Genomic DNA, 16032 nt, shown 5'->3' with positions numbered 1-16032 from the left:
CGTCATGACGGCCACTGCGTCGCGACGCACCGCGAGCAGCGCACCCCCCGGGTCTCCGGTCACCACGTACTACTTGCTGGCGGTGGCGAGCGCGCTGCTGGTGGTGGTGGGTCTCGCGGTTGTCCTGTCGAGCACCGCGAACCTGTCGCTGCAGCGTTCGGGAGGCAACCCCTTCACACTGTTCATGATCCAGGCCGTCGCGCTCGGCATCGGCACCACGGCGCTCGTGGTCGGCTCGCGCATGCCCGTGACGTTCTGGAAACGGGTCGCGGCGCCACTGTTGCTCGTGTCGATGGTGCTGCTCGTCGCGGTGGTGCTCGTCGGCGAGGCCTCGGGCGGCAACAAGAACTGGATTCGCGTGGGGCCCGTGACGTTCCAGCCCTCCGAGGTCTCCAAGCTCGGGCTCGCGCTGTTCCTGGGGGTCGCGCTGTCCGTGAGCCGCCGTCAGCTCACCACCCTCAAGAGCCTGATCGCGCCGGCCAGCATCGCCGCCGTCATCGTGCTCGCGCTGGTGCTGTGGGGGCGCGACATGGGCACCGCGCTCGTGATCGTCCTCATGGTGGCTGCCGCGTACTGGGTCGCTGGGATGCCGATCCGCTACTTCGCGGCAGCGGGTGCAGTGGGGCTCGTCGGTGTCTTCGCGCTCCTGAACGACGGCGAGTCGCGCGGATCGCGCATCGACGTGTGGCTCAACTCGGAGAACTGCGACCCGCAGGGCGCCTGCATGCAGACGCTGCACGGCACCTGGGCTCTTGCCTCGGGGGGCTTGTGGGGACTGGGACCTGGCATGAGCCGCGAGAAGTGGGGCTACCTGCCGGTCGCGGACTCCGACTTCATCTTCGCGATCATCGGCGAGGAGTACGGGCTCGTCGGCACGCTGCTCATGCTGGTCGCCTTCGGCATGGTGGCGATCGCCGTCAACCGCCTGGTGCGACGTCACCGCGACCCTTTCGTGCAGATCGCCGCCGCAGGGCTCGGCGCGTGGATCGTGGGTCAGGCCTGCATCAACATCGCGGTCGTCGTGGGGCTGGCGCCGGTGACCGGTGTGCCGCTCCCGCTGGTGTCCTCTGGCGGCTCTTCGCTCATCGTGTCGCTCGCAGCCATCGGCGTGCTGATGTCCTTCGCACGCCGCGAGCCCGGAGCGCCCGAGGCCTTCGCCGCCCGGCCTTCCGTCGTGAAGAGGTCCTTCGCCGTCATCGCCAGGGGGCGCCGTGGCTAGCGTGCTGCTCGCCGGCGGGGGCACCGCCGGCCATGTCAATCCGCTCCTGGCCACGGCCGAGGAGCTGCAACTTCGCGGGCACCGGGTCGAGGCGCTCGGCACCCCCGAGGGGCTCGAGCAGGATCTGGTGCCGCGTGCGGGCGTGACCCTGCACGAGGTTCCCAAGGCGCCGATGCCGCGCCGACCCTCCGGCGACCTGGTGCGCTTTCCGGGCCGGTTCGCGGCCGCTGTGAGCGCGGCAGGGCGCGCTATTCGAGAGTCCGGCGCCGATGCGGTCGTGGGGTTCGGCGGCTACGTCTCCACGCCTGCGTATCTCGCAGCCAGGCGCGCTGGCGTGCCGATCATCGTCCACGAGGCCAACGCTCGTCCCGGCATGGCGAACAAGCTGGGTTCCCGGATGACCGATCACGTGGCCGTCACGTTCCCGGGCACTCCCCTCAGGCATGCGCAGCTCACCGGCCTCCCGCTGCGCGCCTCGATCCGCGACCTCGCGGAGCTGCTGGCGGACCCGCGTGCCGCATCCGATGCACGCGAAGCCGCCCGCGACGTCGTGCGGTGGCCCGTGGACGCCCCCGTGCTCGTCATCACCGGGGGGTCCCTGGGCGCGGCGAGCCTCAACGCGGCCACGGTCGCGGCGGTGCCGAGCCTCGTCGCCCACGGCGTCTATGTCTGGCACCTCACGGGGCGCGGCAAGTCCGAGGAGGCGACCCGGGCGTACGGTGACCTGAGCGCCGCCCACCGTGAGATGTACCGCGTCGAGGAGTACTCGCACGACATGACCACCGTGCTTGCCGCCGCGGGCGCCGTGGTGTGCCGTGCGGGCGCCGCGACGGTCTCCGAGCTCACCGCGCTGAGTTTGCCTGCGATGTATGTCCCCCTTCCGCACGGGAACGGGGAGCAGGCGGACAACGCGCGGCCAGCCGTTGAGGCCGGAGCAGCAATCATGGTCGCCGACGCCGACCTCACTCCCGTGACCCTCGAGCAGCGCGCCGAGCGAATGCTGCTGGACGAGCGGACCGCGACGGGGATGCGCGAGGCCGCCAGCGGCATCGGCATCCGTGACGGCGCACAGCGGCTTGCCGACATGATCGAGGGGGCACTCCGGTGACGAGGTTCCATTTCATCGGCGTGGGCGGCTCGGGGATGTCCGCAGTCGCACGGCTCACCGCCGCGCGCGGCATCGACGTGTCCGGGTCGGACCGCGGCGAGAGCGCATACTTCGTGGCGCTGCGCGAGGCCGGCATGGACGTGCGAGTGGGCCACGACGCTCAGTGGGTCGACGGGGCCGATGCGGTGGTGATCTCGACCGCGGTGCGTGAGACCAACCCCGAGCTGGCCCGCGCTCGCGAGCGTGGCATCCGGGTGCTGCACCGGTCCGAGGCGCTCGCGCATGCTCTCGAAGGAAAGCGGCTGATCGCTGTGGCGGGCTCTCACGGCAAGACCACCACGTCGGCGATGGTCGCTCATGCTTTGCACGGTGCGGGCATCGACGCGTCGTTCGCCGTGGGCGCCCGCGTGTTCGGCGTCGAGGGTGCGGTGGCCGGGGGCTATGCGGGCGACTCCGATGTCGCCGTGGTCGAGGCGGACGAGTCCGACGGCTCGTTCCTGCGCTACCACCCCGAGATTGCGATTCTGCTGAACATCGAGCCCGACCACCTCGACCACTACGGGAGCGTCGAGGCTCTCGAGCAGGCCTTCGCGCAGTTCGCCAGCGACTGCCGGGTGCTCGTCGCGTGCGCCGAGGACGACACGGTGATGCGAGTGGCGCGCGCGGCAGCCGAGACGGGCGTCCAGGTGATCACGTACGGACGCTCGGATGCTGACGTGACGGTGACGTCGAAGGCGATCGTGCGCGACGGCGCAGCGCACCCCCTGAACGTTCCAATCCCGGGCGAGCACCAGCGCCTCAATGCTGCGGCGGCGTGGGCGGCGGCCGTGGCCGTCGGTGCGGATCCCGCGCGCGCCGTGGGCGCTCTTGCGAGCTTCGCGGGCACGGGACGCAGATACCAGCTCCGCGGCGAGGTCGCGGGGGTGCGCGTGATCGATGACTACGCGCACCATCCGACCGAGGTGGACGCGGTGCTGACGGCCGCACGAGCGGCCGGGGCAGGCCACCTCGTGGTGCTCTTCCAACCGGCGCTGTTCACCCGCACCCAGCTCCATGCCCAGGCGTTCGCGGACGCGCTGTCCATCGCCGATGCCGACGTGGTGATCGCGAGCGTGCACGGCGACCGCGAGGACCCGATCCCGGGAGTGACGTCCCAGACCATCCTCGACCGAATGGCCGTTGCCGAGGACTCGACCGCGCAGGTGGTCGAGGACCTGGAGGATGCTGCCGCCGTGGCCGCGTCGCTGGCACGCCCCGGCACCCAGCTGATGACCGTGGGTTCCGGCACGGTGACCTTGGCGGCCGGATGGATCCTGGACGCACTGCGATCTGGCAGCGAGGGCGATGCTGCCGGCGCGGGCAGCCATGGCTGAGCCCCGTCGCCCCCAGGCCCCGGCTCGACCCACCGCGCCTGTGAAGCGCGGTGCCGCGAAAGGCACCGCCACGACCACGAAGTCGGCCACCAAGTCGACGGTCTCCGCCAAGCGGGCGACCAGCGCCGCATCCCGCCACTCGGGAGAGGCCGCCGGCGCCAGCCGCGTCGTCGGACAGGCGGGCCGGTTTACGCAGCGGGCGCGCGACGCAGGCCGCTCGGCCGGGCGCGCGGCGCGCGCGGCCGGCGCATCGGCCCGTGCAGACGCACGCCAATCCACGTCACGGTCGAGCTCGACCCTGTCCGCGCATCGGCCGGAGCCGGGCACCGCGCCCGTGCCCACACCGTGGGCCAAGGTCACCGCCGGCTCGGCCGCGAAGGTCACCACGCGCATGCAGGAGAGACTGCGGGAGCGCCGCACGGCGCACACCCGGCTCCTCGCGCTGCGATGGGGCAAGCGGGCCGTGATCGCGCTCGGCGCCTTCGCGGCAGTGTGGCTCGTGCTGCTGTCGCCGGTCTTCGCGTTCGATGCGGAGAAGCTGGAGTCCGCCGGCTTCGGCAGCGTCGTGGACCCGGAACAGGTCGAGGCGGTGGTCTCGGCGCACGACGGGAAGGCGCTCGCGATGCTGGACACCGGCGACATCGCAGCCGAGCTCGAGCAGCTCGTCGGTGTGCGCGAGGTCTCGATCACGCGCGTATGGCCCGCAGGGTTGCGGGTCGAGATCACCTCGTCGGAGCCCGTCGCCGCGATCCCGCAGGCCGATGGCTCGTTCGTGCTGGTGGACGACAGGGGAGAGCAGGTGGACTCTGCCAAGGACGTGCCCGCGCGGCTTCCGGTGGTGACCATCCCGCTCGCGACCGGCGAGACCCGCATCCTCGACGGAGTGCTCGACGTCATCGACGATCTCCCGGTGAACCTTCGGGACCGCGTCGAGGGGATCGAGGCGGACACCGAGGACTCGATCCACTTCGTACTGCGTGACGGGCCCCGCGTGGAATGGGGCAGTGGCGAGCAGTCCGCGCTCAAGGCCGAGGTGCTCCAGGCGTTGCTCGAGTCCCCAGAGGCGTCGAGCGCGCACGTCATCGACGTCTCGGCGCCGTCGCTGCCGATCACCCGCGCCGAATAGGTTGCCGCGATTATCCGCGCGACACGCGCGAGCCTGTGGGGTTTTCGCGTGTGCGCCACGTACCTTCGTCGAGGAAGCAGTTGACATAACTATAACCCTCAAGTAGAGGGTTAAGGTTGGGAGGGTCTCATGGCCGCACCGCAGAACTACATCACAGCCATCAAGGTCGTCGGCGTGGGCGGTGGCGGCGTGAACGCCGTCAACCGCATGATCGACGTCGGCCTCAAGGGCGCCGAGTTCATCGCCATCAACACGGACGCACAGGCGCTCCTGATGTCGGATGCCGACGTCAAACTCGACATCGGTCGCGAGCTCACCCGTGGGCTCGGCGCGGGCGCCGACCCCGAGGTGGGTCGCCAGGCCGCCGACGACCACGAGGCGGAGATCGCCGAGGCGCTCAAGGGCGCCGACATGGTCTTCGTCACCGCAGGCGAGGGTGGCGGCACCGGCACCGGCGGCGCTCCCGTCGTCGCCAAGATTGCCCGCGACCTGGGTGCCCTCACCGTGGGCGTGGTGACCCGGCCGTTCGGCTTCGAGGGGCGCAGGCGCGCTGACCAGGCCGATGCGGGGATCCAGCGACTGCGCGAAGAGGTCGACACGCTCATCGTGATCCCCAACGATCGCCTTCTCGACATCTCGGACAACGACCTGTCCGTGCTCGGCGCGTTCGCCGCTGCCGACCAGGTGCTCCAGGGCGGAGTCCAGGGCATCACCGACCTCATCACGACCCCCGGCCTGATCAATGTGGACTTCAACGACGTGAAGTCCGTGATGCAGGGGGCGGGCACGGCGCTCATGGGCGTCAGCTCCTCTCGTGGCGAGGGCCGCGCGCTGGCAGCCGCAGAGGGTGCGATCTCGTCGCCCCTGCTCGAGGCGTCCATCGAGGGCGCACACGGCGTGCTGCTGTCGATCGCGGGCGGCACGAACCTGGGCATCAAGGAGGTCGAGATCGCGGCCCGACTGGTGCGCGAGGCGGCCCACCCCGAGGCCAACATCATCTTCGGTACGGTCATCGACGACTCGCTCGGTGACGAGCTGCGCATCACGGTGATCGCGGCAGGGTTCGACGGTGGTTCCCCGACGGTGAGCCACGCCTCCGGTGCCCTGGGCATGGTGGACGGCGCTCGCCCCATGCGTTCCTCCGCCGAGGCAGATCCCGTGGACGCCCCTGTTGAGGAGTCTTCGGTCCCGCAGGCCATCGAGGCGGATGTCGACGAGCCGCCCGCGAGCACCGACACCATCGATGTGAAGCCCGTGCGCCGGGAGGCCGAGTCGCTCGACGTTCCCGAGTTCCTCCGCTAGCCATTCGACGAGGGACGTGCCGTGATCGATGCGGGTCTGCCCATTCGTGCCTTCTTCACCACGCGTGACGGAGGCGTCAGCGCGCCTCCGTACGACTCTCTGAACCTGGCGGTCCACGTCGGCGACGAGCCGCACGCCGTCGCGACCAACCGGGCTCGGGTGGCGGACGCGGCAGGGGCGCCCGTCTCGTACCTCACGGCCGCGCACGGCATCGCGGTCGCCCGTGTGGACGCTCCAGGCCAGGTGCCGTCGACGGCCGATGCTCTCGTCACCGCCGTCCCCGGCGCTGCCGTGGCGGCGATCGCGGCGGACTGCGTACCTGTCCTCATCCTCGATGAGGCGACTGGCGCGGTCGCCGCTGTCCACGCCGGGCGCGAGGGCCTCTTCGCGGGAGTGATCGATGCCGCCATCGCTGAGATGCTCGACCTGCGACGGGGGCGGCGGGCTCAGGGGCGCATGCGCGCAAGCATCGGCCCGGCCATCTGCGGCCTCTGCTACGAAGTTCCGGAGGACATGAGGGCGCGAGTCGCGTCGCGCCACCCGGTGGCGTTCGCGAGCACCAGAGCCGGCACACCCGCGCTCGACCTTCCGCGCGCGATCGAGACGAGACTGTCCGACCTCGGTGCCGAGCGGGTCGTGCGCTCTGACGAATGCACGGCGGAGTCGTCTCGACTGTTCTCCCACCGGCGTGACGGCGTGACGGGCCGTTTCGCAGGTGTGGCGGTCTGCGAATGATCGCGCGGCGTGTCGCTCCGGCCCTGGCCGCCTGGCCCGGCCTACCGTTCTAGCAATAGCGTGTTCACCATTGAAGGAGCCATCCATGAGCGCAATGCGCAAGGCGATCCAGTATCTCGGCTTCGACGTGAGCCAGCACGAGGAGTATGACTACGCCGACGAGGAGCTGGCGCCCGTGACGAACCTCCACGACGTGTCCGAGGTCCGCGACAAGAACGGCAATCGCGCCGACAGGCAGCGCACTCCCGGCAGCCACGTGGCAGCGGGCGACCTGCGTCGCATCCAGACCATCAAGCCGCGCACCTACAACGACGCCCGCCTCATCGGCGAGGCCTTCCGTCAGGGGGTGCCGGTCATCATGAACCTCACGGAGATGACGGACGCGGACGCGAAGCGCCTGGTGGACTTCTCTGCGGGGCTGTCCTTCGGTCTGCACGGCTCGATCGAGCGCGTGACCACCTCCGTGTTCCTGCTCTCGCCCGCACACGTGGAGATCGGCATGGACGCCGAGCCCCCCGCGCCGCAGGAGAGCGAGTTCTTCAACGAGCGCTGACGTCGGTTAGGCTCTCCGGGTGGAACTCGTTGCTCAGGCCCTTCGCTTCGCGCTGTTCCTCTTCATGCTGGTGCTGTTCGCACGCATGATCTTGGGCTTCGTGATGTCCTTCTCCCGTGAGTGGCGCCCGCAAGGGCCGATGCTAGTCGCGACCGAGGCGGTGTTCACCGTCACGGACCCACCGCTCAGATTCCTGAGGCGGTTCATCCCTCCGCTGCAGTTCGGCCAGGTGCGCCTTGATATCGCGTTCCTCGTGCTGTTCTTCGGCTGTTCGATCCTGTACAACGTACTGTTGTTCGTCTGACGCAGGAGTTCGGCTCGTCGCCGGGATCCCGGTTCATCCGGATTCAGGTGGGTGCCGATACCTATTGATGAGTACAGTGACGAATATCGACGCGCTGGCCGGCACGACCGGCCACGACTAGACACAAGGTGGTTTGCACATGGCACTGCTCACAGCAGAGGACGTGCTGAACAAGGCGTTCTCCAAGACGAAGTACCGCGAGGGCTTCGACCAGGACGAGGTGGACGATTTCCTCGACGAGGTCGCGCACACGGTCCAGTCGCTGACCGCCGAGCGCGATGACCTCGCGAAGCGTCTTGCTCAGGCCCAGGCCGGAGCACCCGCGTCGCGTGAGGCCGAGTCCTCTCCGGAGCCGTCGACCGAGGGCGGCCTGCTGGCTGCCGCGACGGACCCGACGCCCCCCAGCGCGACCGGGATGCTTGCGATGGCTCAGAAGTTGCACGACGAGTACGTGCAGGCTGGCGAGACCGAGCGTGAACGCCTCATCGACGACGCCAAGTCCAAGGCAGAGTCGATCGTCGAGCAGGCAGAGACCGATGCCAAGGCTCGCATGGACGAGCTCGTGTCGGAGCGCGGCGAGTTGGAGCGCAAGATCGACGATCTGCGTCGCTTCGAGCGCGACTACCGCGCCCGCCTCAAGAGCTACCTCGAGAACCTGCTGGGCGACCTCGATCACGGCGGCAAGGCCGAGCCCTCGAGCTCCGCGCCTGCGTTCGGTGCCGGATTCGGCGCCGGGGTGAACGCGTCTGACGACGCGGCGCAGGCGGATGAGGGCGAGCAGTCCGACGGCACCGCGCAGTCTGACGGCACCGCGCACTCAGAGGAGTCCGCGCAGTGGGATGGCGGGGAGCAGTCCGACAACACCCCACAGACCGGGGATTCCTTCCGCTCCTCCACCCCGTCGAGCAGCGTGTCAGCGCCATCTGCGCCGTCGAGCCCCTGGGCTCATGTGCGGTCTGGAGACGGGGACTCGGGCCAGTCCGATGGCGGCGAGCAGTCTGACTCCTCCGCACCGAACGAGCAGCCTAATCCTTGGGGCGCCTCGGCTTATCAGCCGCTCGCCGGTCCCCCGAACAGCGACGCCTCGAAGCCATTCGGGTCCACCGCCGATGAGGACCGCGACAACCAGAACTCCTGATCCGGGCCGCAGTCGCGGCACCACGCAAAGCGCCACGCCATCCGCAGATGGCGTGGCGCTTTGCGATGCGGGGCAAACCGGACTACTCTCACGACACTGACCATTTCTGAGGATGTGTGATGACCAGCACTGACGTGACGATTGTCGTCGTAGACCCGGCCGAGCTGAAGGCAGCCGACGCCAAGAAGCTTGCCGTTCGAGAGAACGAGGAGCCGTGGAAGGTAGCCGAGCTCCGCGGCATCGTCAAGACGCTCAACTCCGACGTGGAGAGGCTGGTCGCCGAGTATCACGGCGCCGAGCACGACCTCGACGATCTGCTCCACACCTCGGAGGGTGCTGGTGACGACCAGGCCGATGCGGGGTCGACCGCTCTCGAGCGCGAGCAGGAGATGTCGATCGTGAACAACACCCGCGACATGCTCGAGCAGAGCGTCGACGCCCTGCGCCGCGTGAAGAGCGGAACGTACGGTGCATGCCAGGTGTGCGGCCAGGGGATCGGCAAGGCCCGCCTCCAGGCGTTCCCACGTGCGACTCACTGCGTCACCTGCAAGCAGCGCGAGGAGCGTCGTTGACCTGGCGACCAACCCTCTGGTTGGTCGCCCTCGCCGTCATCGCTCTGGACCAGATCACCAAGCAGTGGGCGCTCAGCGCTCTCGAGCCGGGTCAGAAGCAGCCCGTCCTCGGCGATCTGCTGTCCTTCCAATTGGTCTTCAACTCGGGAGCAGCCTTCTCCCTCGGTGACGGCTACACCTGGGTGATGACCATCATCGCCGCCGCTGTGACGGTGGGTCTCGTGGTGTTCGCCCGCCGCGCGCAGTCGCGGCTTGCTGTGTCGCTGTTCGGCATCGGGCTCGGGGGCGCCATCGGCAACCTCATCGACCGGCTGCTGCGCGACCCGGGCTTCGGCCAGGGCCACGTGGTCGACATGATCAACTACAACGGTTGGTTCGTGGGCAACGTGGCCGATCTCGCCATCGTCGGCGTTGCGGCTGTGGTGCTCGTCATGAGCCTCACCAACAGGCCTCTGCTGGCCCCCTCCGGGGGCGCGCGCGACGGCGCCGCGTCTGCGGAGCACCCATCCGAGGCGTCGTCACCCGCTCAGCCGGCTGACGCATCGACCGATTCCGCTCGCGAGGAGCCCCGTGGCTGAGACCCGTTACCTGCCCGTGCCCGAGTCTCTGGTGGGGGAACGCGTGGATGCGGGCCTGGCCCGCATGCTGGGCCTCAGCCGGACCAAGTCCGCCGAGCTGCTCTCTACCGGATCGGTGGCCCTCGATGGTCACACGCTCGGCAAGTCCGACCGCCTGGCCGACGGGATTCTCGCGGTCGATATCCCCGACGAGCGGGAGAAGGTCGCCGAGCCCTCCGTCCCGGGCGGCCTGGTCCTGGTCTACGAGGACGAGGACCTGGCGGTAGTCGACAAGCCCGTGGGCGTAGCCGCCCACCCGTCCCCAGGCTGGGTGGGGCCGACGGTCGTGGGTGCCCTCGCATCGGCCGGCGTGCAGCTGTCCCGGTCCGGTCCGCCCGAGCGTCAGGGGATCGTGCACCGCCTTGACGTCGGGACCTCCGGCCTCATGGTGGTGGCCAAGTCCGATGCCGCCTATACGGCGCTGAAGCGGGCCTTCAAGGAGCGGGACGTCGAGAAGGTCTATCACGCTGTCGTGCAAGGACACCCCGACCCCACCGAGGGCACGATCGACGCGCCGATTGGTCGGCACCCGACCTCTGATTACCGGTTCGCCGTGGTCCAGGGAGGCAAGGCCTCGATCACGCACTACGCCGTGCTCGAGATGTTCCCTGCCGCGTCGCTGGTGGAGGTGCACCTGGAGACGGGCCGCACGCACCAGATCCGCGTCCACATGGCGGCGATGCGCCATCCGCTGGCGGGCGACCTGACGTACGGTGCCGATCCCACGCTCGCGCAGCGGTTGGGGCTTGGTCGTCAGTGGTTGCACGCGCGCGAGCTCGCGTTCGAGCACCCCACGCGCGGCGATGCCTTCCGCGCCGTGAGCGACTACCCCGCGGACCTGCTGGCTGCTCTCGAGGTCCTGCGAGCGTGAGCATGCGAGTCGAGGCCGTCACCACCGAGCGCCAGTTCGCGGATGCGCTTGAGGTGCGGTTCGCCGTGTTCGTGCACGAGCAGGGCGTGCCGCCCGAGGGGGAGCGTGACGAGCTCGACGACGATCCCAGGACCTTTCACGCCGTCGCGTACGCGGGCGATGGATCCCCGGTGGGCGCGGGCCGGCTGCTGGCGCCGCACACCGACATCGCCCACGGCCAGGGCACGCCCCACGGCAACATGGATCCTGCCCATCCGCACATCGGCAGGCTCGCGGTGACGTCGGGCGCGCGAGGAACGGGCGCAGGGCGCGCGCTCATGGAATTCCTCGAGGCGGCCGCCCTCGAGCGTCACGGCGCTCACGGTCACGTCCGCGTCGAGCTGTCGGCGCAGGATCAGGCGATGGCGTTCTATGAGCGGCTCGGCTACACCGCGCACGGCGAGCGGTACCTCGACGAGGGCATCTGGCATCACGACGCCTACAAGGACCTCACCGCCTAACCCTGACGTCTGCAGGTGGCCGCGTGCGGGAGGCTAGGCCAGCAGCGCGCGGATGCGCTTCTCGCTCACCGGCTCGCTGGTCCCCAACGTCTGCGCGAACAGCGACACCCGCAGCTCCTCAAGCATCCAACGCGCGTGATCGAGACGATCCGCCCGCTCCAGATCGGGGCGTGCGTTCGCGTACGCCTCCTGGACGCTCGTCACCTCGTTCGCAACCTCGCGCACCTTCCACATCGTTGCGGCGTCGCGCTGGGGGTCCGTCTGCGCCTTCTCGAGCCGCATGGACGCGGCTTTGAGATAGCGGGGCAGGTGCGCCAATCGGTCCACCGGCGTGCGTTCCACGAATCCTTCGCCCACGAGCTCGCGGGACTGCGCCCGGATGTCCGAGACCACGGCGAGCAGCGCCATGCTGGTGGCATCCGTCAAGGCCGCGTCGAGGTTCCGGTAGGCGTCGAGAGCACTGGCTGCGAGCTCCGCGATCCGGTAGGTCTCGTCCTCGAGGCCCGTGCGCACGCGGTCTCGGGCGCGCGCGTAGGTCTCCACGTCCCGCACGGTGGCCGCATCGACGGGCGGACCTGCCGTCAGCGACCTCACCGCCGCGTCCTGCAGCGAAGCGACCAGCGACTCGGTGCTGCGGTAGGGAGAGGAGCCGAGCGCGAGCGACATCTGCGCGCTCCAGCGCGTGGTGATGCGCTTGACCGGCAGCCCGCACTCGGTCGCGAGCAGCCGTCTCACGCCCGCGGCGTGGGCCGCTCTGCGCGTCGCGGCATCCGCGAGTACCCGGAGCGCCGCCTGGCCCTCGTCGACGATGGCAGGGTATCCCCGCACCGTGGCGCCGCCCACCTCGCCGGTGACCTCATCGGGCAGGGCGCCACCGGGGAGGTCGGGCCACGTGGTCAGGCCGGACCGCTCGGGCAGCGCGGCGGATTCGGGCCGCCCCAGCCCCGCCGATGCGGGATCGCCGCCGCGTGAAGCGGCGAGGTCGCCACCCGCCTGGTCTTGCTTGCCCGCGTCCGCGCCCTCGTCCGCTGCTGCGGAGCGGCGCGAGGCCGACTTGGCCGCCGCACCGGCCGCCCGCCGCATTGCCGAGCTGACAGCGCTCTGCGACTGCGGGGCCAGGGTGCGCTGGAGCCGAACCAGGTCGGTGGATTCGTCCAGGACTTTGCCAGCGGCGTCCTCGACGCGGAACGTCATCCGCAGGTGAGGGGGCAGCCGGTCCTCGAGTCCGTCCCACGCGTCGGCAGGGACATCGACGCCTCGGGTGTCGCGCACCGCGCGCGTGAACGCCTCGCGGTAGGGCTCCGCCATGTCTCCCGCGCGAGCCATGTCCTCCCACGCCGGCGTCTCGCGCTCCATCCACGTCGCCACGTGGCGGGCCGTGTCGGGCGCGGGCACGAGCAGCCGTCGCACCGGCTTGGGCAGCGCGCGGATCGTGGCGGTGGCGAGCTCGTCGGCCAGGCCGGGGACCATCCAGTCGAAACCTTCGGGCGAGACGCGCGGCAGCACGGCGACGGGGACGTGCACCGTCACGCCGTCCGCGTCGGAGCCCGGCTCGAACTGGTAGGTGAGAGGCAGCTCGAGATCTCCCTGGGGCCACACAGTCGGGAAGGCGTCGGTGTCCACGTCCTCATGCTCGGGAGCCACCGTGTCGAGCGTGAGGGTGAGCAGATCGGGATGCCGCTCGCGCTCGTCCTTCCACCACCGGTCGAAGTGACGTGCTGAGATCACGGAATCGGGGACGCGCTCGTCGTAGAAGTCGAACAGCGCATCGTCGTCCGCGAGCAGGCCGCGGGTGCGCGAGCGGGCCTCGAGCTCCTCCGCCTCGGCGAGCAGGCGCTGGTTGTCCTTCCAGAAGCTGTGGTGGGTCTCCCATTCGCCCTGCACGAGCGCATGGCGGATGAAGAGATCCCGTGCCTCGGCGGGCTGGATGCGGCCCCACAGCACCTCGCGGTCGGCCACGATCGGCATGCCGTACAGCAGCACCTTCTCGGTGGCGACGGCCGCGCCGCGCTTCTTCGACCAGTGCGGATCCGCATAGGTGTGCTTGGCGAGGTCGCCGGCGAGCTCTTCCGCCCACTCAGGCTTGATGGCGGCGACGTCGCGCGCCCACAGGCGGCTGGTCTCGACGAGCTCGGCCGCCATCACGAATGCGGGCGGCTTCTTGGCCAGGGGCGAGCCGGGGAAGATCGCGAACCGCGCGCCCCGGGCGCCCAGGTAGTCGTTGCGCGACTGCTTCTTCGCGCGCCTGATCGCGGCCTCGCGCGCCCCGCCGCGCAGGTGCGCGAACTGCGAGGCCTTGGGCTCGCCCGTCTCCTGCATGCCGAGCTGAGACAGCAGGCCCGCCAGTATCGAGCGATGGATCGCATCGGCGTTCCACACATAGCGATGGGACTGACTGGCATCGGTGGCCTTGCCGCCCTCCGCGTCGTCCGCGGCGGGCGCCACTGCACGGGGCTCCTTTCGCGCCATCTCGATCCCGAGCGGCTTGGCGGTCTGGCCGATCTGCTCCACCACGTCTTGCCACTCGCGCACGCGCAGGAAGTTCAGGTACTCGGCGCGGCACTGGCGGCGGAAGGCGCTGCCCGACAGCTCGTGACGCTGCTCGCGCAGGTACTCCCAGAGGTTCAGATAAGACAGCAGGTCTGAGCCCGGCTCCGCGAACCTGCGATGCAACTGGTCGGCCTTTTCTCGATCCTCGGCCGGGCGCTCGCGGGGATCCTGGATGCTGAGGCCCGCGGCGATGATCGCCACCTCGCGCGCCACTCCGTGCCGCTGCGCCTCCACGATCATGCGGGCCTGGCGCGGGTCCATCGGCAGGCGGGACAGGTTGCGGCCGGTCGGCGTCAGCCGAGTACGGCCGTCGTCGCTGGTATCGAGCGCCCCGAGCTCGGTCAAGAGCTGCACCCCGTCGCGAATCGCGCGCGTGTCAGGGGGTTCGACGAAGGGGAAGCGCGCCATGTCCTCGGGTCCGGTGACGACGCCCACCGCGATCATCTGCAGCAGCACCGAGGCCAGCGACGTGCGCAGGATCTCCGGTTCGGTGAACTCGGGGCGGCCCTCGAAGTCCTCCTCGGCGTAGAGCCGGATCGCGATGCCGTCCGCGAGGCGTCCCGCGCGGCCGGCACGCTGATTGGCGCTGGCTTGGCTGATCGGCTCGATCGGCAGGCGCTGCACCTTGGTGGCCTTCGAGTACCGGGAGATGCGCGCGGTGCCCGGGTCGACGACGTAGTGAATGCCCGGCACCGTCAGCGAGGTCTCGGCCACGTTGGTGGCGAGCACGATGCGCCTGGTGCCGTGGCTTTCGAACACGCGGTGCTGCTCCGCGGAGCTGAGGCGCGAGTACAGCGGGATGATCTCGACCGCCTGTGGGTGCCGCGCGTCGCGGGCGCGGGGCCCGAGGCTCCCCGCAAGGGCATCGGCCGCGTCGCGGATCTCGCGCTCGCCCGAGAGGAAGACCAGGATGTCGCCCGGTCCTTCGCGCATCAGCTCGTCGCACGCGTCGACGATCCCGGTCATGAGATCCCGTTCCTCGCCGCGTGTGGCGCCCTCGAGCGGGCTGTAGCGGATCTCGACGGGGTAGGTGCGCCCCGTCACCTCGATCACGGGTGCGGTCGTGACTTCGGCCGATGCGGGGGAGGGGGCCGATGCGCGGGTCGGGTCTTCCGCCTCGTCCAGGCTCGGTGGCGGCAGCGGGCCACCGGGGGCGAAGTGCCTGGCAAAGCGGTCCGAGTCGATGGTCGCCGAGGTGATGATGACCTTGAGATCCGGGCGGCGCGGCAGCAGGTTGGTGAGGTAGCCGAGCAGGAAGTCGATGTTCAGGCTGCGCTCGTGAGCCTCGTCGATGATGAGGGTGTCGTAGGCGAGCAGCTCTGGGTCGCGCTGGATCTGCGCGAGCAGGATGCCGTCGGTCATGACCTTGACCAGGGTGCGCTCCGACGACTCGTCGGTGAAGCGCACCTGGTAGCCCACGATCTCGCCGAGGGTCGTGCCCAGCTCCTCGGCGATGCGCTCCGCGACGGTCCGCGCTGCGATGCGCCGCGGCTGCGTGTGGCCGATCTGTCCGGCCCGGCCGCGCCCCAGGTCCAGCACGATCTTGGGCAACTGCGTGGTCTTGCCCGATCCGGTCTCGCCCGCGACGATCACCACCTGGTGGTCGCGGATTGCGTTCGCGATCTCCTCGCGACTCGCGCTGACCGGCAGCTGTTCGGGGTAGACGACGGGGGCGAGCTCGGCGGCCTCGCGGGCGCGGGCGGCCTTGTCGAGCGCGGCCCGGCTCACCTTCGCATGCGGGTCCCCGCCCTTGCGGCGTGCTCCTTGGCTTCTTCGGCTCGGGTCGCTGCGGCCACTCGACTTGGCGGCCTGGTCCCGATTGCTCTTAGCGGGCGCCGCGGCTACCTCGGGCGTGGGCTTGCCGCCGCCGCGCCCGCGGCGCCGTCCCGACCGCCGGCGCGCGGAACCGGAACGCGCCTCGCTACTTGCACCCGCATCGGCCGGCTCACGACCGGGCGTGCTGCGGGGGGACTGGTCGCTCACGAGAGCCATTGTCCCAAGGAGTCGCAGTATCTGTGACCGATCCGCGCGGCCTCACCCATGGGGCCGTTCCACGGTTCCCCC

The 16032-nt window shown here is 70.1% G+C and carries 14 protein-coding genes; 13 read left to right on the top strand and 1 reads right to left on the bottom strand.

What is annotated here, in order from left to right; all coding sequences use genetic code 11:
• Nucleotides 1-4: 4 nt before the first annotated feature.
• The 13 genes from ACNI3K_RS07120 (at nucleotide 5) to ACNI3K_RS07060 (ending at nucleotide 11418) form a co-directional block, all read left to right on the top strand.
• Complete coding sequence (locus ACNI3K_RS07120) at nucleotides 5-1219, top strand: FtsW/RodA/SpoVE family cell cycle protein (protein WP_419391191.1); 1215 nt, start codon at nucleotides 5-7, stop codon at nucleotides 1217-1219.
• Complete coding sequence (gene murG / locus ACNI3K_RS07115; RefSeq protein ID WP_419391190.1) at nucleotides 1212-2327, top strand: undecaprenyldiphospho-muramoylpentapeptide beta-N-acetylglucosaminyltransferase; 1116 nt, start codon at nucleotides 1212-1214, stop codon at nucleotides 2325-2327. Before ACNI3K_RS07120 ends, murG begins: the two co-directional genes overlap by 8 nt.
• A complete protein-coding gene (gene murC / locus ACNI3K_RS07110; RefSeq protein ID WP_419391189.1) occupies nucleotides 2324-3700 on the top strand; it encodes a UDP-N-acetylmuramate--L-alanine ligase in 1377 nt (458 codons plus the stop codon). The genes murG and murC overlap by 4 nt, the downstream gene beginning before the upstream one ends.
• On the top strand, nucleotides 3693-4826 hold the full coding sequence (locus ACNI3K_RS07105) for a cell division protein FtsQ/DivIB (protein WP_419391188.1): 1134 nt from the start codon (nucleotides 3693-3695) through the stop codon (nucleotides 4824-4826). Before murC ends, ACNI3K_RS07105 begins: the two co-directional genes overlap by 8 nt.
• A gap of 129 nt (nucleotides 4827-4955) precedes the next feature.
• Nucleotides 4956-6128, top strand: coding sequence for a cell division protein FtsZ (gene ftsZ, locus ACNI3K_RS07100; protein WP_419391187.1), 1173 nt, complete (start codon nucleotides 4956-4958; stop codon nucleotides 6126-6128).
• Between the two features lie 21 nt (nucleotides 6129-6149).
• Complete coding sequence (pgeF, locus tag ACNI3K_RS07095; RefSeq protein ID WP_419391186.1) at nucleotides 6150-6863, top strand: peptidoglycan editing factor PgeF; 714 nt, start codon at nucleotides 6150-6152, stop codon at nucleotides 6861-6863.
• Nucleotides 6864-6948: 85 nt separating this feature from the next.
• The gene (locus ACNI3K_RS07090) at nucleotides 6949-7416 is read left to right on the top strand and encodes a cell division protein SepF (RefSeq protein ID WP_419391185.1); all 468 of its coding nucleotides are present in this window, start codon (nucleotides 6949-6951) and stop codon (nucleotides 7414-7416) included.
• Between the two features lie 19 nt (nucleotides 7417-7435).
• Entirely contained in the window at nucleotides 7436-7720 is a 285-nt protein-coding gene (locus ACNI3K_RS07085; protein WP_419391184.1) for a YggT family protein, read from the top strand.
• A gap of 139 nt (nucleotides 7721-7859) precedes the next feature.
• The gene (locus ACNI3K_RS07080; protein ID WP_419391183.1) at nucleotides 7860-8858 is read left to right on the top strand and encodes a DivIVA domain-containing protein; all 999 of its coding nucleotides are present in this window, start codon (nucleotides 7860-7862) and stop codon (nucleotides 8856-8858) included.
• A gap of 119 nt (nucleotides 8859-8977) precedes the next feature.
• On the top strand, nucleotides 8978-9430 hold the full coding sequence (locus ACNI3K_RS07075; protein ID WP_419391182.1) for a TraR/DksA family transcriptional regulator: 453 nt from the start codon (nucleotides 8978-8980) through the stop codon (nucleotides 9428-9430).
• The gene (lspA, locus tag ACNI3K_RS07070; RefSeq protein ID WP_419391181.1) at nucleotides 9427-10008 is read left to right on the top strand and encodes a signal peptidase II; all 582 of its coding nucleotides are present in this window, start codon (nucleotides 9427-9429) and stop codon (nucleotides 10006-10008) included. The genes ACNI3K_RS07075 and lspA overlap by 4 nt, the downstream gene beginning before the upstream one ends.
• On the top strand, nucleotides 10001-10918 hold the full coding sequence (locus ACNI3K_RS07065) for an RluA family pseudouridine synthase (protein WP_419391180.1): 918 nt from the start codon (nucleotides 10001-10003) through the stop codon (nucleotides 10916-10918). Before lspA ends, ACNI3K_RS07065 begins: the two co-directional genes overlap by 8 nt.
• Nucleotides 10919-10920: 2 nt before the next feature.
• Complete coding sequence (locus tag ACNI3K_RS07060) at nucleotides 10921-11418, top strand: GNAT family N-acetyltransferase (protein ID WP_419391624.1); 498 nt, start codon at nucleotides 10921-10923, stop codon at nucleotides 11416-11418.
• A gap of 33 nt (nucleotides 11419-11451) precedes the next feature.
• Here ACNI3K_RS07060 and hrpA read toward each other — a convergent pair whose 3' ends face one another.
• Entirely contained in the window at nucleotides 11452-15960 is a 4509-nt protein-coding gene (gene hrpA, locus ACNI3K_RS07055; protein ID WP_419391179.1) for an ATP-dependent RNA helicase HrpA, read from the bottom strand.
• Nucleotides 15961-16032: the final 72 nt, after the last annotated feature.

Origin of the sequence: Demequina ureilytica (genome assembly GCF_048553575.1) — a bacterium.
Lineage (GTDB): Bacteria > Actinomycetota > Actinomycetes > Actinomycetales > Demequinaceae > Demequina.
Note: the sequence above shows the minus strand (reverse complement) of the source record. Positions and strands in the feature narration are given on the sequence as shown.